The organism is Embleya sp. AB8 (genome assembly GCF_049739465.1).
Taxonomy (GTDB): domain Bacteria; phylum Actinomycetota; class Actinomycetes; order Streptomycetales; family Streptomycetaceae; genus Embleya.
Genome location: NZ_JBMHHY010000003.1, coordinates 286,933 through 307,318, shown reverse-complemented (window position 1 = coordinate 307,318; position 20,386 = coordinate 286,933). Strand labels below are relative to the sequence as shown.

General features: G+C 70.5%; 20 protein-coding genes. 10 read left to right on the top strand and 10 right to left on the bottom strand.

Annotated features, from left to right (window positions below; all coding sequences use genetic code 11):
• Nucleotides 1–81: 81 nt before the first annotated feature.
• Entirely contained in the window at nucleotides 82–1,020 is a 939-nt protein-coding gene (locus ABIA38_RS06195; protein WP_424637403.1) for a zinc-binding dehydrogenase, read from the bottom strand.
• A gap of 140 nt (nucleotides 1,021–1,160) precedes the next feature.
• Here ABIA38_RS06195 and ABIA38_RS06190 point away from each other — a divergent pair, with 140 nt between their 5' ends.
• A complete protein-coding gene (locus tag ABIA38_RS06190) occupies nucleotides 1,161–1,781 on the top strand; it encodes a TetR family transcriptional regulator (RefSeq protein ID WP_424637402.1) in 621 nt (206 codons plus the stop codon).
• Between the two features lie 231 nt (nucleotides 1,782–2,012).
• Here the strand turns inward: ABIA38_RS06190 and ABIA38_RS06185 are convergent, their stop codons facing one another.
• Nucleotides 2,013–2,774, bottom strand: coding sequence for an SDR family NAD(P)-dependent oxidoreductase (locus ABIA38_RS06185; RefSeq protein ID WP_424637401.1), 762 nt, complete (start codon nucleotides 2,772–2,774; stop codon nucleotides 2,013–2,015).
• 134 nt (nucleotides 2,775–2,908) lie between these two features.
• The gene (locus ABIA38_RS06180; protein ID WP_424637400.1) at nucleotides 2,909–3,493 is read right to left on the bottom strand and encodes a TetR/AcrR family transcriptional regulator; all 585 of its coding nucleotides are present in this window, start codon (nucleotides 3,491–3,493) and stop codon (nucleotides 2,909–2,911) included.
• A 117-nt stretch (nucleotides 3,494–3,610) separates the two neighbouring features.
• Between ABIA38_RS06180 and ABIA38_RS06175 the strand changes: the two genes are divergently transcribed.
• From ABIA38_RS06175 to ABIA38_RS06165, 3 genes are all read left to right on the top strand, one after another.
• On the top strand, nucleotides 3,611–4,765 hold the full coding sequence (locus tag ABIA38_RS06175) for a winged helix DNA-binding domain-containing protein (RefSeq protein ID WP_424637399.1): 1,155 nt from the start codon (nucleotides 3,611–3,613) through the stop codon (nucleotides 4,763–4,765).
• A gap of 113 nt (nucleotides 4,766–4,878) precedes the next feature.
• On the top strand, nucleotides 4,879–5,349 hold the full coding sequence (locus ABIA38_RS06170; protein ID WP_424637398.1) for a helix-turn-helix domain-containing protein: 471 nt from the start codon (nucleotides 4,879–4,881) through the stop codon (nucleotides 5,347–5,349).
• A 95-nt stretch (nucleotides 5,350–5,444) separates the two neighbouring features.
• On the top strand, nucleotides 5,445–6,509 hold the full coding sequence (locus tag ABIA38_RS06165; protein WP_424637397.1) for an NAD(P)-dependent oxidoreductase: 1,065 nt from the start codon (nucleotides 5,445–5,447) through the stop codon (nucleotides 6,507–6,509).
• Nucleotides 6,510–6,588: 79 nt separating this feature from the next.
• On the opposite strand, the gene ABIA38_RS06160 is transcribed toward ABIA38_RS06165, so the two are convergent.
• From ABIA38_RS06160 to ABIA38_RS06145, 4 genes are all read right to left on the bottom strand, one after another.
• Entirely contained in the window at nucleotides 6,589–7,071 is a 483-nt protein-coding gene (locus ABIA38_RS06160; protein WP_424637396.1) for a hypothetical protein, read from the bottom strand.
• Nucleotides 7,072–7,148: 77 nt separating this feature from the next.
• The gene (locus ABIA38_RS06155; RefSeq protein ID WP_424637395.1) at nucleotides 7,149–8,102 is read right to left on the bottom strand and encodes a hypothetical protein; all 954 of its coding nucleotides are present in this window, start codon (nucleotides 8,100–8,102) and stop codon (nucleotides 7,149–7,151) included.
• Nucleotides 8,103–8,246: 144 nt separating this feature from the next.
• Complete coding sequence (locus ABIA38_RS06150; protein WP_424637394.1) at nucleotides 8,247–8,645, bottom strand: hypothetical protein; 399 nt, start codon at nucleotides 8,643–8,645, stop codon at nucleotides 8,247–8,249.
• Nucleotides 8,646–9,017: 372 nt separating this feature from the next.
• Nucleotides 9,018–9,674: an MBL fold metallo-hydrolase gene (locus ABIA38_RS06145; RefSeq protein ID WP_424637393.1), complete on the bottom strand. Its 657-nt coding sequence runs from the start codon at nucleotides 9,672–9,674 to the stop codon at nucleotides 9,018–9,020.
• 159 nt (nucleotides 9,675–9,833) lie between these two features.
• On the opposite strand from ABIA38_RS06145, the gene ABIA38_RS06140 reads away from it, so the two are divergent.
• A complete protein-coding gene (locus ABIA38_RS06140) occupies nucleotides 9,834–10,700 on the top strand; it encodes a spermidine synthase (RefSeq protein WP_424637392.1) in 867 nt (288 codons plus the stop codon).
• Nucleotides 10,701–11,267: 567 nt separating this feature from the next.
• Here the strand turns inward: ABIA38_RS06140 and ABIA38_RS06135 are convergent.
• Both ABIA38_RS06135 and ABIA38_RS06130 read right to left on the bottom strand, forming a co-directional pair.
• Nucleotides 11,268–11,942: a lysophospholipid acyltransferase family protein gene (locus ABIA38_RS06135; RefSeq protein WP_424637391.1), complete on the bottom strand. Its 675-nt coding sequence runs from the start codon at nucleotides 11,940–11,942 to the stop codon at nucleotides 11,268–11,270.
• Nucleotides 11,943–12,133: 191 nt separating this feature from the next.
• The gene (locus tag ABIA38_RS06130) at nucleotides 12,134–12,817 is read right to left on the bottom strand and encodes a TetR/AcrR family transcriptional regulator (protein WP_424637390.1); all 684 of its coding nucleotides are present in this window, start codon (nucleotides 12,815–12,817) and stop codon (nucleotides 12,134–12,136) included.
• A 146-nt stretch (nucleotides 12,818–12,963) separates the two neighbouring features.
• On the opposite strand from ABIA38_RS06130, the gene ABIA38_RS06125 reads away from it, so the two are divergent.
• Nucleotides 12,964–14,505 (top strand): APC family permease, encoded by a 1,542-nt coding sequence (locus ABIA38_RS06125; protein ID WP_424637389.1) that lies wholly within the window; start codon nucleotides 12,964–12,966, stop codon nucleotides 14,503–14,505.
• Nucleotides 14,502–16,178 carry an amidohydrolase gene (locus tag ABIA38_RS06120; protein ID WP_424637388.1) on the top strand — a complete coding sequence of 559 codons (1,677 nt, stop codon included), beginning with the start codon at nucleotides 14,502–14,504 and terminating at the stop codon, nucleotides 16,176–16,178. The genes ABIA38_RS06125 and ABIA38_RS06120 overlap by 4 nt, the downstream gene beginning before the upstream one ends.
• Before the next feature lie 497 nt (nucleotides 16,179–16,675).
• On the opposite strand, the gene ABIA38_RS06115 is transcribed toward ABIA38_RS06120, so the two are convergent.
• Nucleotides 16,676–17,047, bottom strand: coding sequence for a VOC family protein (locus ABIA38_RS06115; protein WP_424637387.1), 372 nt, complete (start codon nucleotides 17,045–17,047; stop codon nucleotides 16,676–16,678).
• Nucleotides 17,048–17,213: 166 nt separating this feature from the next.
• Here ABIA38_RS06115 and ABIA38_RS06110 point away from each other — a divergent pair, with 166 nt between their 5' ends.
• From ABIA38_RS06110 to ABIA38_RS06100, 3 genes are all read left to right on the top strand, one after another.
• Nucleotides 17,214–17,342, top strand: coding sequence for a hypothetical protein (locus ABIA38_RS06110; protein ID WP_424637386.1), 129 nt, complete (start codon nucleotides 17,214–17,216; stop codon nucleotides 17,340–17,342).
• 178 nt (nucleotides 17,343–17,520) lie between these two features.
• A complete protein-coding gene (locus ABIA38_RS06105; protein WP_424637385.1) occupies nucleotides 17,521–18,282 on the top strand; it encodes a group II truncated hemoglobin in 762 nt (253 codons plus the stop codon).
• Between the two features lie 638 nt (nucleotides 18,283–18,920).
• The gene (locus ABIA38_RS06100) at nucleotides 18,921–20,315 is read left to right on the top strand and encodes an alpha/beta hydrolase (RefSeq protein ID WP_424637498.1); all 1,395 of its coding nucleotides are present in this window, start codon (nucleotides 18,921–18,923) and stop codon (nucleotides 20,313–20,315) included.
• Nucleotides 20,316–20,386: the final 71 nt, after the last annotated feature.

The following is a 20,386-nucleotide window of genomic DNA, read 5'->3' as shown; positions in this document are numbered from 1 at the left end:
CCGGTTGGAGGGCAGACCTCATGGAATCCGGCACCCTGGCAGTACCCGGTGCCGACCTCTACTCGGTCACCTCCAGGACCGCTACTCGGTCACCTCCAGGACCGCCTTGCCGCCCAGTTTGCGGTCGGCGAGCAGGTCGGCGGCCTCGGCGATCCGGGTCCACGAGCCCTGCCAGGAAATCTGCGGGTCGAGGTCGCCGCGCGCGGTCCGGGCGGCGAGCCAGGTGAGGTCGGCGTCGGCCCCCGCCAGGTCGGCGAGCAGGTAGTAGGTGACCAGCGAGCGGTCGTGCCGACCGTCCGTGCCGAACAGCGCGCCGAACGCGAATTCCTCGCCCACGCCCGTCGCGTGGCCGAGCGCGATCAGCGTCCCACCCTCCGCGAGGAGGTCGAAGGCGCCGGTCAGGTGCGGGCCACCGACGTTGTCCAGGACGCCGTACACCGGCACGGTCGCGTACGGGAGCCCGGTCGTGAGCACCTCGGTGGCGCCGAGCCCGCGCAACGCGTCGGCCTGGGCCGGGTTCCCGGTGGCGGCGACCACCTCGGCGCCGCCGAGCGCGGCCAGTTGTACGGCAAACCGGCCCACCCCGCCGCCGGCGCCGGTGATCAGGACGCGCCGACCCTGGATCGGGCCGATCCGGCGCAGCGCGCGCAGTGCGGACAGGGCCGCGACGGGTAGCGCGGCGGCGTGCGCGGCGGGCATCCCCTCGGGCAGTACGCCGAGCTGATTCGTGGCCACCGCGCGCAGCTCGGCCCATGCTCCGTCGGCGCCGAGGGTGGTCACGGGGGTGCCCACGGCGGGCCCGGAGCCGTCGGCGGCGGCCCGCTCGACGACACCGGCCGCGTCCCACCCGGGCACGGTGCCCGATTCGCCGGACGGCACGGCGAAGTGCACCTCACCGGCGTTGATCGAGATCGCCTGGACCCGGATGAGGGCTTCGTGCGGTGCGGGCTCGGGGTCGGGGACGTTGGCGGCGAGGGAGAGATGGCCGGGGGCGGAGTGGTCGATGACGAGGGCGCGCATGGGGTCTCCGGGCATGGGTGTCGGGCAGGTTCGGGCGCAGGCGGGTTTGTGCCGACGCCGAGAAACCATGATGCCACTGAGTGGCATTTGCTTACAAGTGGCTTTGGCTGCTGATCGGCAGGTTGGGGTAGGGTGGCGGCATGACCACCGAACTGCCGCTCCGGGAACGCAAGAAGCTGCGCACGCGGCAGGCGTTGGCGCAGGCCGCGTTGGCACTGTTCGCCGAAAAGGGCTTCGATGCGACGACGCTCGACGAGATCGTGAATGCGGTCGAGGTGTCCAAGCGCACGTTCTTTCGTACGTATGCGTCCAAGGAGGACGTGGCGCTTGCTCCGGAACGCGAGCTGTGGTCCGCATTTTTGGTCGACCTTGCCGAACGCCCTTTGGCCGGGCTTCTTCTGACGGTCTATCAGGAGGCCCTGACGAGTACCCTCGCGGGCATGCCGGAGGACTGGGCGGACCGGTTCGCGGCCAGCCGGCGGATTGCCGAGGCCACGCCCGCGCTGAACGCGCACAGCCTGCGGTTCTGCGCGGACACGACGGACGCCGCCGTCGAGACGATCGCCGGCCGGCTCGGTTCGGCCGCGCCGGAGCGGATCCTGTTGCATCTGTCGCTGGACACGATGGTCGCGGCGTGGCACTGGGCGCTGCGGGAGTGGACCGTGCAGGGGGCCGGTCCGGGGTTGGCGGGGCACCTGGAGCGGGCCTTCGGGGCAATCGGGGCGGCGGTGGAGTTGGTGGTTGTGGGGGAGATGGGCTGACGGGGGTTCGCGGTGGCGCGGTTGGTCTTGGTCCCCTTGGTCCCCTTGGTCGTTGGTCCTTGGTCGTTGGTCCTTGGTCTGGTTGGTCTGGCTGGTCTTTTGGTCCTTTGCACGCAGCGAAACGGCCCGGCCGCGTCGGTGTGACGGCGACCGGGCCGGGGCTCGGGGTGGTGGGGCGGTGGGGAGGCCAGGCGGTTGCGCCGGGGCGGTGGGCCGGGGCGGTGGGCCGGGTTACGCGGTTGCGCCGCCGTCCAGGACCAGGTCGGTGCCGACCGCGAAGCCTGCCTCGGCGGAGGCCAAGTACAGGACCGCGGCGGCGAGTTCGGCCAGGTCGCCGACTCGGCCGGACGGGTTCTCGTCCTTCATCCGGTCCGCCCGCTCGGCGTCGGTCTCACCCGGACGCAGGGACATCGTGGTGGCCAGCGGGCCGGGGCTGACCGCGTTGATTCGCACGCCGTCGCCGATGTGGTCGATCGCCGCACTGCGGGTGAGGGTACTGACGGCGGCCTTGGATGTGACGTAGGCGCCGAGGTTGGCGCGCCGGCCGTGTGCGCCGAGGTTGGACGCGATGTTGACGATCGCGCCGCCGCCGTTCGCCCGCATGTGGCCGATCTGGTGCTTCATCGACAGCCAGGTGCCGATCACGTTGACCTCCAGCGTGGCCCGGAAGTCGGCTTCATCGAGGTCGGCGAGCGGGCCGACGCCGACGATCACGCCCGCGTTGTTGACCGCGACGTCGAGGCCGCCGAACAGCTCGACGGTGCGGGCGACGAGCGCGGCCACACTCGCCGAATCGGTCACGTCGGCGGTGACGGCGGCGCCGCGCCCGCCCTCGGCCTCGATCAGCCGGACGGTCTCCGCGAGCGGCGCGGCACCGCGGCCCGCGACCACGACCGCGGCGCCCTCCCGGGCGAAGGCGAGCGCGATCTCGCGGCCGGCACCCGAGCCGGCACCGGTGACGAGGACGGTCTTGGCGGTGAAGCGTGCGGACATGGTGGTGACTCCCGAGTCTGTACTAATTGGATCGATCGGTCTTGTATGAAGGTGTGCGCCACCCAGGGCGGGGAAGGGGGCCGTGCCGAATCCCGCAGTCGAACCCCTCAAGCCGAACCCCTTGGTCGAATCCCTCAGGTGAGCAGGGCGAGTGCCTGCCCGGCCGCGTCCCGCAGGCGGTTCGGGTCGTGGCCGGTCTTGCCGACCACGCGCACCCCCTGCAGGAACACCAGGAGGAAGCGGGCGAGGGCCTGCGGATCGCGATCCGGGCCCAGTTCGCCCTGCGCCCTGGCCCGGGTGAGGGCGAGGGTCAGATTGGTCTCCAGCTGACTCCAGCCGTGCTCGACGATCCGCGCCGCGCCCGGGTCGTGCGCGGCGAGTTCGGTGGCGGTGTTGGTCAGGAAACAGCCCAGCAGTCGGGTCGATTCGTCGGTCGCCTGGCGGGCGAACCGCTCGACGAGCCCCCGGACGGCCGGCAGCACCGGGCCCGGCTGGGACAACTCCTCGAACAGCTCCGGGTTGCGGTCCTCGCGGTAGCGGTCGAGCGCCGCGAGGTAGAGGTCGTGTTTGTTGCCGAACGTCGCGTAGATGCTCGCTCGGGCGATGCCGAGGCGAGCCACGAGGTCCGCCATCGAGGTCGCCTCGTAGCCGCGCTCCCAGAACAGCTCCAGAGCGGCCTGCAGGGCGGCGTCGGGATCGAATTCCTTGGTCCTGGCCACGGGGACGACCGTAGGCTATTCGAGACCGAGTGGTCAAGAAAAGCTGACGCGAGTCGATCGACGCCCAATACCGAATGCGGAACGTTTCCGACCGCATTCCCTCCTAGGCTGCTGCGCATGGAGATCACCGCCGGCACCACCCTCAGTACCCGCCGACTCAACCGCGCGCTGCTCGAACGCCAGTTGTTGACCCGGCGGCACCCGATCTCGGCGGAGGCGGCGATCGAGCACCTGGTCGGCATGCAGGCGCAGGCTCCGCACCCGCCGTACATCGGCCTGTGGACCCGGCTCGCCGACTTCGCCCCGGCGCGGCTGGCGGACCTGCTGACCGAGCGCCGGGTGGTCCGCATCGGCCTGATGCGCGGCACGGTGCACCTGGTGACGGCCGCCGACTGCCTCGCGCTGCGGCCGGTCGTCCAGCCGATCTACGACGCGAACCTGTACCGCAATTCGCAGCACGGCCTCGGTGACTCCGTCGTCGACGTACCGCAACTGGTCGCCGCCGGACGCGAGTTGATGATCGAGCGACCGCTGACCGCCAAGGCCCTCGGCCTCGCGCTCGCGGAACGATTCCCCGGCGAGGACCCGGCGGCCCTCGCCCATGCGCTGCGCAGCCAGGCGGCCCTGGTCCAGGTCCCGCCGAGGGCGCTGTGGGGCCACAGCGGCCAATCCGCGTGTACGCCCGCCGACCACTGGCTCGGCCGCCCACTGGCCACGGAAACCACCCCGGACGCCATGCTGCTGCGCTACCTCGCCGCGTTCGGCCCGGCCACGATCGCCGACATGCAAACCTGGTCCGGCCTGGGCCGCCTACGCGAGGCCGTCGACCGCCTGCGCCCGCACCTGGTGGTCTACCGCGACGAAGCCGGCCGCGACCTGTACGACCTCCCGGACGCCTCGCTGCCCCCGGAGGACACCCCGGCCCCGCCCCGATTCCTCCCGGAATTCGACAACGCCCTCCTCTCCCACGCCGACCGCACCAGGATCATCTCCGACGAGGACCGCAAACGTGTCTTCACCATCAACGGCATCATCCGCCCCACATTCCTCGTGGACGGTATGGTCGCCGGCCAATGGCGCCTCACCAAGTCCGGCAAACCGGTATCCCCCGGCTCCCCGTCCGCCACCACCACGGAATCAGGCCCACCCCTGACGCTCGAACTGACCCCCTTCCGCCCCCTCACCCGAACAACCCGAAAGTCCCTCACCGAAGAAGCCACCCGCCTCCTCACCTTCACAACCCCACATCCCCACGAAGTCCACTGGAACTGAAGCCGGATCACCCGCAGCCCTTACCGGCCGGGCCGGGCGCGGCCGGTGTCGCCGGGAAGGGAATCTGCCGAACGACCCGCGCCGTGCGAGAAAGAGTGAGGACACCACCAGAGATGACCGACACGAAGAAGAAGGCGGGGGCATCCGCCCGACGCGTAACGGCAGCGCTGGAAGCACCGGCTCCCTCCGAAACGAAGACGTCCGCCCACACGCGCCTGGAAGTCGGTGACGGCCTCTCCGTCGAGGCGCGAGCCGGGGCCGAGTGGATGAGCGCAGCGCTGGACTTCGCCCAGGCGGTCTACGACCTGCGGATCGCGAAGGGCTGGTCCCAGCGACGACTCGCAGAGGCCGCGGGCATGAACCAGCGCGCGATCTCACGGATCGAGCAGGTCGGCACGTTGCCGACACTGCCGGTCGTGCTGAGGCTGGCGGACGCCCTCGACGCGAAGGTGGTGATCGTGGTGGATCGCGACAACACGGAGAAGGCGATCGAGTTCACGATGACCCCGCACACGATCGCCGATCTCGTTCCTGCAGCGCCGCTGGTTCGGTACCGCAATTCGGAGGCTCCGCCCCTAGGTTAGGGTTCGGGATTGGGCTGGGGCTGGGCGCCGGGGCTTTCGTTGACCAGTCCCCGGATCCCGGGAGGGGCCGTGCCAGAGGATGATGGGGGGATCACGTGAAGCGGGCCCGGATTCTGGTGTTGGACGCGGCTCCTGGTGATTTGCTTGTTCGGGAGTTGGCGCGTTTGCTCGGCCATGGGCTCGCCGTCACGTTGAACCTTCGGCGGGTGGTCGATCGGGCCGGGGTGCGGGCTGCCTGGGGCGGACGGGTGGACTTCACCGAATTCGATGCCTTCGACGAGTCGGCGTTGGTTGCCGAGGTCGTCCGGGACGGGCTCGGCTACCACGCGGTCAAGTCCCGTGCCGGTGTGCCGTTGCGTGCGGCGTTCCTTGCTGCGGCGACCGACGCCGCGTTGGCCAACCGGCTCCGCGTGGTCGGTCGGGCCGGGGCCGGCACCGATCACGTCGATCTGGTGGCTGCGGCCCGTCACGGCGTCGTCGTCACCCATACCCCGGGGTCCAACACGAACGCTGTCGCCGAGTTCGCCTTGGCCCAGTTGCTTGCCCTGACCCGAGATCTCCCGGCGCACAACGAGGCCGCGCACCGTGGCAACTGGCGTACACCGGCCGCGCCGACCGTGGAACTCGCGGAGCTGACCCTGGGCATCGTCGGGCCGGGTCGGATCGGTCTGGCACTGGCCGAGCGGGCGACCGCCCTGGGCATGGATGTCCAGGCCCTCTCCCGGCGCCCGGCCGAGGTGTCGCCGTCCCTGGCCCGCTCACACTCCCTCACCGCGCTGCTGAAGACCAGTGACGTGGTCTCCCTGCATCTGCCGCTCACTCCGCAGACCCGAGGGCTGATCGGCAGGGCGGAGCTGGCACTGATGCGTCCGGGGTCGATCCTGCTGAACACCGCCCGAGGCGGGATCGTCGACGAACAGGCGCTGGCCGACGCTCTGCGCGACCCCGCACACCCGCTCGCCGCCGCCGCCGTCGACACCTTCGAGCACGAACACGCCGCTTTCGCCTCGCCGCTCTTCGGCTTGCCGAACGCCCTGCTCACCCCGCATGTCGCCGGGATGACCAGGAGCGCAATGGCCACGGCGGCCGTCCGCTGCGCAGACCACATCGCGGCCCTGCTCGCCGACCGCTCCGACGGCGTACCCGTGGTGACCGGGTGACGGCCGCCGCCCACCCGCGTATGTCGTCCGAGGCGTCGTGTACCGACCGGTTCGGGGTCGCTGGTTTGTCCGGGGTGGGTCAGTACTGCGGGCAGATGTGTTTGCGGACTGCGGCGAGGACCTTTTCCGCTTTGGTCTGGCCGAGCGGGCCGTTGGTGGTGGTGAAGCGTTGCTCGGTGAGGGTGACCAACTTGGGGTGGTCGTTGGGCCATTCCTTGACGGAGGTGCATTGGTCGCGGCCCCGGCTGACCGCGCGGTCGATCTTGTTGGCGACGATGGCCGGGTCTATCGCGGTCAGTTCGGCGATGTACTTGGCCTGGGTGGCGGCGTCGGGCGTGCCGACGAGAGCGGCGGCGGGTTTGCTGCCGGTGCTTCCCGGGGTCTTGGGAGTCGTGGCCGGCGCCGGAGTTGTGGACGCGGGTGCCGCCTTGGTGGGCGTAGTGGCGGCGGGCTTCGCGGTTGTCGCCTTCGCGTCGCTCTTGGTGTCGCCGTCGCTGCCGCAAGCGGTGAGCAGGAGCAGCGCGGCTGCGGTGGCGAGGGCTGCGGTGTGGCGGTGGCGCATGGTTCTCCCCAAGGTGGACGTTCCTGGTTCGACCACTGGGCGGCGTGTGGGGTTGTACGGGTGGGCGTGGTTGTTGGTCACGTGGTGGGGAGCGATGCGTGGCGGAGGGCCGCGCGTAGGGCGTGCGCCAGGTCTTGGGAACTCGGGTGTGGGGATGTCGAGTTCATCAGGGCGGCGGTTTGGTGCAGGAGGTTGGTGATGCGGGTCGAGGTGATCGTGCGTTGGGCCGGGAGGACGCGGGACGTGAGGAGTTCGGCGGCGTCGGTCCGGGCTCGGGTGTGGGCGAACGCGTGGAGTAGGTAGGCATGGTCGTTGTGCGCCGTGCGGCTGTGCGGGATTCGGCCGGCGGCGGATTGCTCGAACAGTGGGATGGCCCGCGTCCATTGGTGGTTGTCGGCGTGGATCATCGCGTGCTGCCAGGTGATTTCGGCGGTGTCGAGCCACCACGCCCAGGCCGGGTCGCGGCTGCCGGCGCCTTGGAGGTGTCGGCTGTACGTCTCGGCGATGAGGCGGCGGGCGGCGGCGTGGTCGCCGTATTGGTTGACTGCCCGGGCTCGACGCATCACGAACAAGGTGCGTACGCCGGGCGGTAGTTCGTCCTCGAGGACCGTGTCGCAGATGCGCAACGCCTGGTCGGGCCGCCGCAAATGGATGGCCTGCATCGCGAGTTGGGACAGGGCGAAGTGTTCGGCGGAGCGGTCGCCCGCCTGGCGCGCGGTCTCGACCGCCTCGGCCGTCATCCGGTGCGCCAGGCCGTGCCGATCGGCGTCGTAGGCGAGCCAGCCCGCGATCTGCTGCGCCTCGGCGACGGCGGCCAGACCGTCGCGGGTGGCGGGTCCGACGAGGGCGCGGCGTCGGGCGGAGCAGGCCGAGCGTACGGCCGGGCCGAGGAGTTCGCCGGCGCCGAATCGGGTGTCCAGGGCCACGATGTGGGCGCTGTACTCCCGGAGTTGCTGCGCGTCGACGGTATCGCGGGCGCCCGTCGGTCGGGTGGGCGCGGCGGCCGTGGGGGCGGCGGGGGCGTGGTCCACGAGCTGGCTCTCCGTTGGTCTCCGGCTTTCGGGCCATGAGATCACATCGTGTTCGGCGGGAAGGGTCACGCCCCGAGTCGGCCGAGCAGTGCCGCGTGCCGTTCCAGGAAGTCGGCCGGCCGATGCTCGTCACACGCTCGCTGTCTACATCAGCCCGAGCGAGCGCGGCGGCACGAACAGATGGAGGGCTCGGTGCTCGTCGGCCACCAACACGGCGGCGTCGCCGGGTTGTTCGTCCGGGCTCCGGGCCAGGATGCGGCGGTGCCAGGCGCAACGTTCGCAGGCGGGCAGCCAATCGGGCAAGTCTTCGTGGTGGTCGGCGACGAGGTGGTGGGCCAGCCGGATCCGGGTGCCGATCGTGCTGTCCATGGGGTCGTCGTCGACGCCGCGTTCGCCGGTTCCGCGCCGCTCGTTGGTCTCGTCCTGAACGCGCTTCATCGTTCGGTACAGGTGGACACAGTCGGCGCAGCCCCACATCCAGGGCGGGGGTACCGGCCACTGGTTTTCGGCGTTGCCCTCGGCGTTGCCCTCGTCGGCGGTCATGTCGATCACCGTAGCCGTGGGGGATTGCGCGCATGGGGGATCGGGCGAACTGGATCGGGTGGGGTGGGGTGCGGCCGGGGCTCGGGGCGGGTGGTGGTGCGGGGGGCGGCGGCGAGGGGCCGCCCGCCATGCCCGCGAGCGGTGCACCTAGATGCGATCAGTGCACTGGATCGAGAGCAGTGCACCGAAGCATGAGCAGTGCACCGGAGCACGAGCAGTGCACTGGAGAACGAGCAGTGCACCGAAGCACGAGCGGTATACCGAATCAAGAGCGTTGCACCGAATCAAGAGCGTTGCACCGAATCAAGAGCGATGTACCGAGAGCGGTGCGCCAAATCGAGAGCACTGCTCTGAATCGAGAGCGGTGCGCAATCAGGACGTCGTGAGGGCCAGGGAGTCGCCGGGGGCCAGGCGGCGGATCGGGCGGGCGTCGGTGCCGGCGAGTTGGGTCAGGAGGTGTTCGGCGAGGGCCAGGCCGGTTTCGTTGAAGATGGCGTCGTGGATCAGTACGGCCTGGGCCGGCGCCACCTCGCGGATGTAGTTCGCCGCTTCGCCGAGCTTGAGCCACGGGCCGCCCGCCGGTACCAGGAGCGTCGGTACCGACTCCTCCGGAACCGTGAGCGCGTCGCCCGGATGGAACACGCGGCCGTCGACCAGGAAGCCGACGTTGTCGATCACCGCGATGTCCGGGTGGATCATGGCGTGCTTTTCGCCGTATACGTGCACCGACACCCCCTGCGCGCCGCCGATTTCGAATGTGTCGCCCTGCGTCACGCCCCGGACCCGGCCGCCGAGGTGGGTGAAGTTGGCGGCGGTGCTCGGGTTGGTCCAGATCTCCAGGTCCGGGTTGGCCCGGGCGGCGGCCTCCAGTGCGTCGGGGACCACGTGGTCGAAGTGTTCGTGGGTGATCAGTACCGCGTCCGCACCGACCAGCGCGTCCGGTTCGCTGAAGGCGCCGGGGTCGATCACGATGGTGGCGCGGTCGGTGGTCAGGCGTACGCAGGCGTGGCCGAGCTTGGTGAATTGCATGGCTGCTCTCCCGGGTCGGTCGGCTTCGTGAAATCCGGCGGCGTCGATTGCCGTCCCTCGATTCGATCACGCCGACCTCTGCCGACGTACGTCGACGCCCCGCCCCGCCGCCGGCGCCGCGCGGCGGGGCGGGGCCGTCGGCTGCGAGACAATCACTGCATGTACGACGATCAGCAGGAAGCGCCCGAGTCGATTCCGGTGGGGCGGGCGACGGATCTCGGCGCGGCGTTGCTGATGCCCGACATCGACCGGCCCCGCGCGTGGTTGCTCACGCTCAACGATTCGCCGCAGTCGTATGTGGATCTCGACGACCCCGCGCATCTGGAATTCGAGTACACCCGGCGCCTCGGTCACGTCGTCGACCTCGCCGCCGACCCCGGCGAACCGCTCGCCGTGCTGCACCTGGGCGGCGGTGGACTGACCCTACCTCGCTACATCGCGGCCACCCGGCCCGGCTCGTTGCAGACGGTGGCCGAGCTCGACGGCGAGTTGGCCGCCCTGGTGTTGGAACATCTTCCGCTGCCGGCGGGCGCCGCGATAGACGTACGCACCGGCGACGCCCGGGAGGAACTGGCCGCGCGGCCCGAGGACTCGGCCGATCTGGTGATCGCCGACGTGTTCGGCGGAGCCCAGGTGCCCGCTCATCTGACGTCGCGTGAGTTCGCCGCCGACGCGGCGCGGGTACTGCGACCGGGCGGGGTGTACGCGGCGAACATCGCCGACGGCGGCGATCTCGAGTTCGCGCGCGCCCAAGTGGCCACGCTGCGTGCGGTGTTCCCCGAGGTGGCGTTGATGGCCGAGCCCGGGGTACTGCGCGGCAGGCGGTTCGGGAACCTGGTCGTGGTGGCGTCGGCGGCGGTGCTGCCGGTGTCGCAGTTGGCTCGGCGTACGGCCGGCGACGCCATCCCGGCGCGGGTGCTCTCCGGCATCGAGGCACGCGTGTTCTCGCGGGACGTGCCGCCGGTGACCGACCGGACGGCCATCCCGTCGCCGACCCCGCCCGGGGGCACGTTCCGCATCGGGTGAGGCTACGTGAGGTGACCTGCGGTGACGTGCGGTCAGATCAGCTCAGGTCAGGTGACCTGCGGTGACGTCACGCGGGCGGAAGTGACGGCCCCGGGAGGCATGTTGGTGCTCCGGGGCAGTCACACCGCGCGTCAGGTGGCGAGTTGGTCCCGGAAGATGTCGTGGTTGAAGTAGGCCCTGGCCTCCCGGATCGGGCGGTCGCGTGACCACGAGGGCGATCAGGCCGGGTGGGTCGCCGAGGGTGCCGCCGGTCAGGGCCGCCGCAGCGCCGGCGGTGCCGAGGACGCCCTGCAGGCTCATCCGGTCAGGTCCGGTCCGGTCCGCGTACGTCCACCCGCTGACCGGCCGCCGGGGCGCAGCACAGCGCGGCGGCGCCGATCAGCGCGAGCAGGCCGACCGCCTGGGCACCCGGGCGGCGCGGCAGCCGGCCGCCGAGCCCCGGCCGGCGTCCGGCTCGGACGTCGGCGTCTCGCCCGATCTTCTGCGGGCGTCCCGCGCAGGCCTCCGCAGCCGTTCGCGCAGCGTCCGTCCGCAGCCGCCCCGCTCAATCCCCGGCCGGCGCCCCGCTCAGGCGTCCGCCGGCGTCTCGTTGTACACGCCCGCGTAGTCCTGGCCGGACAACTTCTGGATTGTTTCCAGGATTTCGTCGGTGATCTCCCGGCGGGCCCGGGCCACGTCCGTGCGGCCGTAGTGGCGGGAGAAGTCGAGTGGTTCGCCGAAGCGGACCAGGATGCGCGGGGACAACTTCGGGATGTTCGAGCCGATCGGCTGGACCCGGTCCGTGCCGATGATGCCGACCGGTACCACCGGGCACCGCGCCGCCAGCGCCAGCCACGCAACGCCCGTTCGGCCCCGGTAGAGCCGGCCGTCGCGCGAGCGGGTGCCCTCGGGGTAGATCCCGAACGCGTCGCCGCGTTCGAGGACGGAAAGCGCGGTCTCCAGGGCGGCCTTGGCGGCGCTGTGCGCACCCCGGGGCACCGGCACCGCGCCGATCCCGGTGAAGAACGCCTTGCTGACCCGGCCCTTGAGCCCGGGGCCGTCGAAGTACTCGGCCTTCGCGAGGAACGACACCTTGCGCGGCATGACCACGGGGATCGCGACGCTGTCAACGAACGACAGGTGGTTGCTGGCGATGATGACCGGGCCGGTCATCGGTACGTTCTCGCGGCCCTCGGTGCGCGGGCGGTAGATCGCCTTCGCGGTCGGCGCCACGACGCCATGCATGAACTTGTCGATCAGCACGGATCCCCCGTGGGAGTGGTGAGGTCTGGAAACACGCGCAACCTTATCGAGTCTGCGGCACCCCCCACGACGCGCGTACCCACCTGCGGTGTTGACGCTGTGTCAAAACTCGATCACAGTACGGCTTGCCGCCCTCGGCGATCCCTCGACCGGCGCGATCCGGGCCCGAACGCACGATCGGTGACGGTCGTTCAGACCCGCCGGGCGAGCGATTCGAGCAGTAGGTCCAGGACATCCTCGAACGGGCTGCCGGACATCCCGGCGGCCAGATGCGCGCGGACCGTCCCGATCGCCGGATAGTCCGCGCCGGGCAGCGAGTGGTAGATGTCCTGCCAGGATCGGTCGTCGGCCGCCCGCACCTCCGGGGCCAGCGCGACGAAGGACGCCTCCAGGGCCGCGTGCGCGAGCACCGTGTCGATGAACGCGCGGTAGTAACGGACCGCGTCGGCGGGGGAGAAGCCCGCCGACAGGAGCAGCGCGACGCCGAGTTCCACGGCCCGGAACTCGTGGTGTCGCCGGGTCACCCGCGCGGCGGCGATGGCGGCCACGCGCGGATGACGCAGATAGCCGTCGCGCACCCGCAGACCCAACTCGCGCAGCGACGCCACCCAGTCGGGCCCGGGTCGATAGCCGGCCAGCGTCTCGCCGATCAGGAAGTCGGCGATCGCGAGCAGCAGATCGTCCGTACCGCGGAAGTAGCGGTAGATCGCGGTCGGATCGCACCCGAGCGCGGCGCCGAGCCTGCGCACGGTCAGCGCCTGCGCGCCGTGGTGGCCGATCAGCCGTACGGCGCACTCGACGATGACGGCCTCGGACAGCACCGTCCCCGACTTGGTCGGTCTGCGCCGGCGACGCTCGCCCGCGACACGATCCACCCGATCCTCCGTAGCCGGTTCGGCCGCCGTCCGCCCGGCGCTGCGCCATACCCTACGCCTTACGTCAACACCATTGACGTAATTCTGATGCAGGCTGTTTCATCGGCGTCCACCCCCTGTCCGCCTCAGCCTCCCTTGGAGCGCCGATGTCAACGAACCTGCCCCGGGACGATCAACCGCCCACGATGCGCAAGTCGCTCGGTGTCGTCGACGGCATCGCGGTGGCCGCGTCCAGTACGGCGGCCACCACCAGCATCGGCGTCGGCATGGGCAGCCTGGCCGCCACCGTGGGCCTGGCCACGCCGGTGATCATCCTGATCGCGTTCCTGCCGATGCTCGGCATCGCCGGCGCGTACGCACGACTGAACCGGGTCGAGCCCAACTGTGGCAGCGGCTATGTCTGGGTCGGCAAGTCGATCGGCCCGTACTCGGGCTTCCTCACCGGCTGGGTGGCGCTCGCCGGATCGATCATCTTCCTCGCCTACACCAGCGCGATCACCGGCTCGGTGCTGCTCCAATTCGCCAACCGGGCGGGGTGGCACGAGTTCGCCGGCGTCGCACTGGACCCGAACTCGACCAAGCTCAGCACCGTGCTCGGCCTGATCGTGCTGGTGGTGGTCACGGTGCTCGCGGTCACCGGCGTGCATCAGGCCACCCGGTTGCAGACCTACCTGCTCGTCTTCGAGTACAGCGTGCTGCTGGTCTTCTGCGTCTGGGCGATCGTGTCCGGCGACCAGCCGTTCTCGTTCTCCTGGTTCAACCCGTTCGAGATCGACTCGGCCGCGCACTTCGCCCAGGGCCTGGTGCTCGCGGTGTTCTTCTTCTGGGGCTGGGACGCGGCGTTCAGCGTCACCGAGGAGACCAGGAATCCCGAGGACTCGGCCCGGGGCGGGTTGATCGCGCTGTTCGTGATGCTGGGCATGTTCCTGCTCGGCGCGATCGCCTTCCAACGGGTGATGACCGTCCCGGAGATGGCCGAGAACGGGCCGCAGGGGCTGACCTTCCTCGGCGCGCATCTGGCCGCCGACCCGTGGGCGAGCCTGCCGCTGCTCGCGCTGATCTTCTCCGCGATCGCCTCGCTCCAGTCCGGGGTCATCCCCACCGCACGCGGCATGTTGGCGATGGGGCGCGACCAGACGCTAGGCAAGGTGTGGACCCGGATCCATCCGACGTTCGGCTCGCCCGCGATCGGCACCGTGTTGATCATGGCGATCGCCGCGGGTACCGCCGTGCTGGCGATCGGCATCCCCAAGCTCAACGAGATGATCCTGGCCGCGGTCAACTCGATCGGCCTGATCGTGGCCTTCTACTACGGCCTCACCGCGATCGCCTGCGCGGTGCGGTTTTGGCCGACGTTGCGCACCGATCGGCGCGAGGGGGTGCGGGCGGTGGTCGTCCCCGGGCTGAGCGGATTCGCGCTGCTCGGGGTCGGGGCCTATCTCGCCTACGACTACCTGACGATGAGTGACAGCTTCGAACTCAGCCCGGACAACGGCTGGTTCATGTTCTCGGTGCCGGTGGTGGTGATCCTCAGCGGGCTCGGGTTCGCGGCTTACGCGAAATACGTACGCAAGTCGCCCTACTTCGTCAGCGGTCGGGGCACCGACGCCGACGCGATCGAGCTGCCGATGGACCGCTACCACGACGCCGCCGACTTCGACGCATTCGACCTCAAGGGAAACGCATGAGCACCAACACACCTGCAACTTCTGCCACTTCCGTCGCTTCGGCCGCTGCCGCCGATCTCGTGTTCACCGGTGGGCCGGTGTATGCGGTCGACGCGGCGCGCAGCCGGGCCGGTTCGGTCGCGGTGCGTGGCGGGCGGATCGTTGCGGTCGGGCACGACGAGGTCCGCGAGCTGATCGGCGCCCGGACCGAAGTGGTCGACCTGGCCGGGAAGTTGCTGATCCCGGGCTTCCAGGACGCGCACGTGCACCCGGTGGGCGGGGGCATCGAGATGGGCCAGTGCGACCTGTCCGAATACGAGACGCTCGCCGAGTATCGGCAGGCGGTGCGCGGGTACGCCGACGCCAATCCCGACGTCGAGTGGATCACCGGCGGCGGCTGGTCCATGGAGGCATTCCCGGGCGGCCTGCCGCATCGCTCGATGCTGGACGACATCGTCCCCGACCGCCCGGTATACCTGCCCAATCGCGACCACCACGGCGCCTGGGCGAACGGCGTGGCGCTGCGCCTGGCCGGGATCACCCGGGACACCCCGGACCCGGTCGACGGTCGGATCGAGCGGGACGCGGCCGGCGAGCCGACCGGGGTGTTGCAGGAGGGCGCGGCCGACCTGATCGGCCGGTTGTTGCCCGCGCTCACCGCCGAGGACCAGGTGGCCGGGCTGCTGCGGGCGCAGGAGGTATTGCACTCGCTGGGCGTCACGGCCTGGCAGGACGCGCTGTTGGGGGCACATGCCAACATCACCGACGCCACCACCGCCTACCTGACGGCGGTCGATCGTGGGCTGCTGACCGCGCGCGTGGTCGGCTCGCTGTGGTGGGAACGCGACCGGGGCATCGAGCAGATCGAGGAACTGGTGGCGCGGCGCGCGGCCGGTACGCGCGGGCGGTTGTCCTGTACGACCGTCAAGATCATGCAGGACGGGGTCGCGGAGAACTTCACCGCCGCGATGCTCAGTCCGTATCTGACCGCGTGCGGTTGCGCGTCGGACAACAGTGGGATCAGCTTCATCGATCCGGCGGCGCTGCGGACGTACGTCACCGCCCTGGACGCGCACGACTTCCAGGTGCACTTCCACGCGCTGGGCGACCGTGCGGTACGCGAGGCCCTGGACGCGGTCGCGGCGATGCGGGCGGCCAACGGATGGAAGGACACCCGGCCGCACCTGGCCCACCTCCAGGTGGTGCATCCGGGCGACATCGCGCGATTCCGGGAGTTGGGGGCGAGTGCGAACATGCAGGCGTTGTGGGCCGCGCACGAGCCGCAGATGGACACCCTGACCATTCCGTTCCTGGGCGCGGAACGGGCCGCGTGGCAATATCCGTTCGGGGAACTCGCGCGCAGCGGCGCGACGTTGGTTGCGGGCAGCGACTGGCCGGTGTCCAGCCCGGATCCGCTCCAGGGCATCCATGTCGCGGTGAATCGGCGGGAGTTCGGTTCATCGGCGCCGGCCTTCTTCCCGGAGCAACGGCTCGACCTGCACGCGGCGTTGGCGGCGTACACGGCGGGCAGCGCGTATGTGAACCACCTGGACGACACGGGCAGCATCGTGGTGGGCAACCAGGCGGACCTGGTGGTGCTCGATCGGGATCCGTTCGCCGGACCGGCGGAGGAGATCGGCGCGACCCGGGTGCTGGAGACATTCGTGGGCGGTGAGCGGGTGTTCGGACGGTAGTGCGACCGGATGCCGGCTCCGGTGCCGAACCGGCAGCCGGACCGGGCCCGGTTGGCGCACCGGGAGTTCATGCCCGACCCGGCGACATGGACGACGAAGCCGGACCGTATGGTCGCGTGCATCGTGATCCGCAACGCGCCGGGTGGCAAACTCGCCACGAGGCTCGGGTAGCGGGTCGCGCGCGTGGTCGCGAGGCCACAAGATCGCCTGGTTGGCCTGCCAGGTGGTCAAATGGGCGAGTGACTCTGCGGGGCGTACGTCCGAACCGCCCGCGCCCCCGCAGTAGGCCCGTCGATCGGGCCGGGCCGAGCCCGTCCTCTCGATCCCGCCGCGTCGCGCCCGGCGGGATCGGAGGACGGGCTCCGGCACATCCGGGGCCGGCCGGCTCCCGGCTCGACTCGCGGACCCGGGCCACCTCGTGGTCGAGCTGCGCGGCGGGTCGGGCCCGGTGGAAAGAGGGGGACTGCCCGGGGCCGGTTCGGGCGGGTTCGGCGCGGTCAGCGGCCGAGCAGGCAGAACGGATGGCCTGCCGGGTCGGCGTACACCCGCCAACCGCGGGGGTCGATGTGCAGTAGCGCGGCGCCGAGTTCGAGCACCCGGTCGTGGGCCTCGGCGAGATCGGGGACCTCGACGTCCAGGTGGACCTGTTGCGGGTGCGCGGCGGAGGGCCACCGGGGCGGCCGGTGGTCGGGGACGCGCTGGAAGGCGAGTACGAGGGCGGACTCGGTGTGCAGCGTGGCGAAGTTGTCGTCGACCGCCCATCTGGGGTCGGGGCGGTCGACCGTGCCGCCGAGCAGCTCCGCGTAGAACCCGGCGAGCGCGCGGGCGTTGGGGCAATCCAGTACGACGCATTGCAATCGGCCGATCAACGACAGTCCCTCCGTGCCTTGGTGCCTCGGCGCCTTGATGTCTTGATGCGTGGAGGTGGGACGACTTCGACGGCCTACCCGGCGAGGAGCTTACCGAGGAGGGTGGTCGGCCGGCAGCGCTCGGCGGAGGTGAGGGCGGCGAGGTTGTCGTCGAGGAAGCCGGGGGGTGTCCCGCTCCGCCTGGGCGAGTACGCGGGTGCCGGTGGCGCTGCTGCCGCTCGCACGCACGATCGATACGGAGTTCGAGCGCGGGCCGCGGGTGCCCACTTCGGAGGTGCTGCACTGGGACACGTGATGAGGACACGTGGTGAGAACAAGCGGTGAGGTCACGTGGTGAGCGGACCGGCCGGTCCCGCGCGAACCGGTGAACCTTACGCGGATGGCGAAACCGGCTCGCGTCGATGATCATCCGGCGGGCGATCCTGCCTATGGTTGACACGATCGAACCAGCGCCTTGCCATGGGGGACCGTTCATGATCGTCGAATACATCCGCTACACGATCGCCGAGCCGGACGGCGCCGAATTCGAGGCCGCCTACGCTCGCGCGGCGAAGTCGCTCGAGGTCGCCCCGGAGTGTGTGGACTACGAGCTGAGCCGGTGTCAGGAGGAGCCGTCCGCCTACGTCCTGCGGATTCGCTGGACGTCGACCGACGAGCACCTGAACGGCTTCCGCAAGGGCGAACACTTCGCCGCGTTCTTCGCCGCCATCCGGCCGTATGTATCGGCGATCGAGGAGATGCGGCACTACACGGTGACCGAGGTGGTCGGCCGGGGCGGCTCGAACCCGACGTTGTACGAATGGGCGGGCGGGGCACCGGCGTTCGAGCGGCTGTTCACCACCTTCTACGAGCGGGTGGCCCGGGACGAGATCCTGGCCCCGGTGTTCGCCGACATGGACGCGCACCACGCCGAACACGTGGCGTCCTGGCTGGCCGAGGTGTTCGGCGGACCGGCCCGCTACAGCACCGAGTCGGGCGGGCACCGACACATGGCCTCGCGGCATCTGGGCCGGGGGATCACCGAGACGCAGCGCCGCCGGTGGGTGGCGCTGCTCCTGGAGACGGCCGACGACGTGGGCCTGCCCGCCGACCCGGAGTTCCGCGGCGTGCTCGCGTACTACCTGGAGTGGGGCACCCGGATGGCGATCCTCTACTCCGGCCCCAACCCGCCGCCGCTGCCCGAAACCCCGATGCCGCGCTGGGATTGGGGCCAGACGCCGCCCTACCGGGGCTGAGCGGGACGGGAGCGCGACCGGTCCGGATCCGGACCGGAATCGGACCCGGACCGTACCGGATCCGGACCGGGACCGTACGCAGACCGGACGCGGACCCGCACCGAACCGGCACCGAACCGGATCCGGCGCGCCCGCCCGGGCGTCGCCCCGCCGGCGAACTCCCGGGCAGGCGGCGCGAACCCGCGACCGAGCGCGGCGACTCGCGGGTTCGCTACGCGCGTCGGGCACGGAGCGGGCGCGGCTGACTCTCCGTCAGTTCGCTTACATATACCGTCAAACGGACGTTCGGCGCGGCAAACCCAAAATCTGGGTAACGGTAGCCACTCTGCTTGGCAATGATTAGCGCCCCGTATCTACCGCCCCCTCGTCGCACGGGTCTTCCACACGGCAGCATCTGCGGCGTCGATGTCACTCGTGACAGCTCCGTCACATGGAGGAACACCCACGTGAAGAGACACACTCTCGTCGCGTTCGCAGCCGCCACGACCCTGGTGGGCGGGCTCCTTACCTTCGCTCCGCCGGCCCTGGCGGACGACTCGCCCGCAGCCTCGGCGGAGTCCACGGCCACCCCCATCACCTGGAAGAACTGCGGCAGCGCGCGGTATCCGAAGATGGAATGCGGGTCGCTCCAGGTCCCGATGGACCATGCCAACCCCGGCGGCAAGCAGATCAGCATCGCGGTGTCGCGGATTCAGCACACCGCCGCCAAGTCGCTCGGCCCGCTCCTGGTCAACCCCGGCGGTCCCGGCGCCCCCGGCCGCGGCATGGCCGGCTCGGTCGCGAAGAACCTGCGCCCCGAGGTGGCCGCGCAGTTCGACGTGATCGGCTTCGACCCGCGCGGCGCCGGCGCCAGCGAGCCGCACCTGGACTGCATCCCGGGCTTCAACAACCCGGTCCGTCCGGACACCGTCCCGAACGATTTCGGTGACGAACTCGCCAACATCAAGCGCGTGTACGACTTCGCACAGGCGTGCGGCACCAAGTACGGCGACTTCCTGAAGTACATGAACACCCCGGCCCAGGCCGCGGACATGGACTCGATCCGCGCCGCGCTCGGCGCCAAGCAGCTCAGCTACTTCGGCTACTCGTACGGCACCTACCTCGGCTCGGTCTACGCCAAGCTGTTCCCGAGCCGGGTCAAGCGCCTGGTCCTGGACAGCATCGTCGACCCGAGCAAGGACAGCGTCTGGTACGGCAGCCAGATCACCCAGGACGTGGCCTTCGACAACAACATGAAGGCCTTCTTCGAGTGGGTCGCCAAGTACGACGCGAACTACCACCTGGGCACCGACCCGGCGAAGGTGGAGAGCGCCTGGTACGAGATGCGCGGCAAGCTGAGCCGGACCCCGGCCGAGGGCGTCGTCGGCGCCTCGGAGCTGGAGGACGCGTTCGCGCAGGGCGGGTACAACGACTCCTACTGGGCCGAACTGGCCGAGGGCTTCTCGGGATACGTGGTCAACAACGTCACCAAGCCGCTGCGCACCGCGTACAACGACCTGGCCGCGGCGAGCCCGGAGAACGACAACATCAACAGCGGCTACCTGGCCACCCAGTGCCGCGACGCGGCCTGGCCGAAGGACTGGTGGACCTGGCACAAGGACGCGGTCCAGACCGCCGCCAAGGCGCCGTTCCTGACCTGGAACAACGTGTGGTTCAACGCGGCGTGCGCGTTCTGGCCCACCTCCAGCCTCAAGCCGGTGAACGTGGCCAACGACCGGCTGCCCAAGACGCTGCTCTTCCAGGCGACCAACGACGCGGCGACCCCGTACGAGGGTGGCGTCACGATGCACCGCCTGCTGCGTGACTCGGCCCTGGTGGTCGAGCAGGGAGGCCGCAACCACGGCATCTCGATGAGCGGCAGCAGCTGCCTGGACAACTACCTGAACGAGTACCTGGCCACCGGGAAGACGCCCAAGGGCAACGGCCACGGCCCGGCCGACGCGGTCTGCCAGAAGCAGCCCGACCCGGTACCGAACCCGGCCGCCGCCAAGTCGACGGCGGACACCGGGAAGGTCGCCAAGGGCGCGCTGTAGGACCCGAGCACCGCGCGCGGGCCCGTCGCTTCGGCGGCGGGCCCGCACGCATATGCCGAAGCGCCCGGCCC

Excerpts from the sequence above, each read along its gene's own strand:
- ABIA38_RS06120 (WP_424637388.1), top strand. The coding sequence starts at position 14,502 with ATGAGCACCAACACACCTGCAACTTCTGCCACTTCCGTCGCTTCGGCC.
- ABIA38_RS06145 (WP_424637393.1), bottom strand. The coding sequence starts at position 9,674 with ATGCAATTCACCAAGCTCGGCCACGCCTGCGTACGCCTGACCACCGAC.
- ABIA38_RS06100 (WP_424637498.1), top strand. The coding sequence starts at position 18,921 with ATGGACCATGCCAACCCCGGCGGCAAGCAGATCAGCATCGCGGTGTCG.
- ABIA38_RS06150 (WP_424637394.1), bottom strand. The coding sequence starts at position 8,645 with ATGACCGCCGACGAGGGCAACGCCGAGGGCAACGCCGAAAACCAGTGG.
- ABIA38_RS06140 (WP_424637392.1), top strand. The coding sequence starts at position 9,834 with ATGTACGACGATCAGCAGGAAGCGCCCGAGTCGATTCCGGTGGGGCGG.
- ABIA38_RS06175 (WP_424637399.1), top strand. The coding sequence starts at position 3,611 with ATGGAGATCACCGCCGGCACCACCCTCAGTACCCGCCGACTCAACCGC.
- ABIA38_RS06160 (WP_424637396.1), bottom strand. The coding sequence starts at position 7,071 with ATGCGCCACCGCCACACCGCAGCCCTCGCCACCGCAGCCGCGCTGCTC.
- ABIA38_RS06185 (WP_424637401.1), bottom strand. The coding sequence starts at position 2,774 with ATGTCCGCACGCTTCACCGCCAAGACCGTCCTCGTCACCGGTGCCGGC.
- ABIA38_RS06125 (WP_424637389.1), top strand. The coding sequence starts at position 12,964 with ATGTCAACGAACCTGCCCCGGGACGATCAACCGCCCACGATGCGCAAG.
- ABIA38_RS06105 (WP_424637385.1), top strand. The coding sequence starts at position 17,521 with ATGATCGTCGAATACATCCGCTACACGATCGCCGAGCCGGACGGCGCC.
- ABIA38_RS06170 (WP_424637398.1), top strand. The coding sequence starts at position 4,879 with ATGACCGACACGAAGAAGAAGGCGGGGGCATCCGCCCGACGCGTAACG.
- ABIA38_RS06195 (WP_424637403.1), bottom strand. The coding sequence starts at position 1,020 with ATGCGCGCCCTCGTCATCGACCACTCCGCCCCCGGCCATCTCTCCCTC.
- ABIA38_RS06190 (WP_424637402.1), top strand. The coding sequence starts at position 1,161 with ATGACCACCGAACTGCCGCTCCGGGAACGCAAGAAGCTGCGCACGCGG.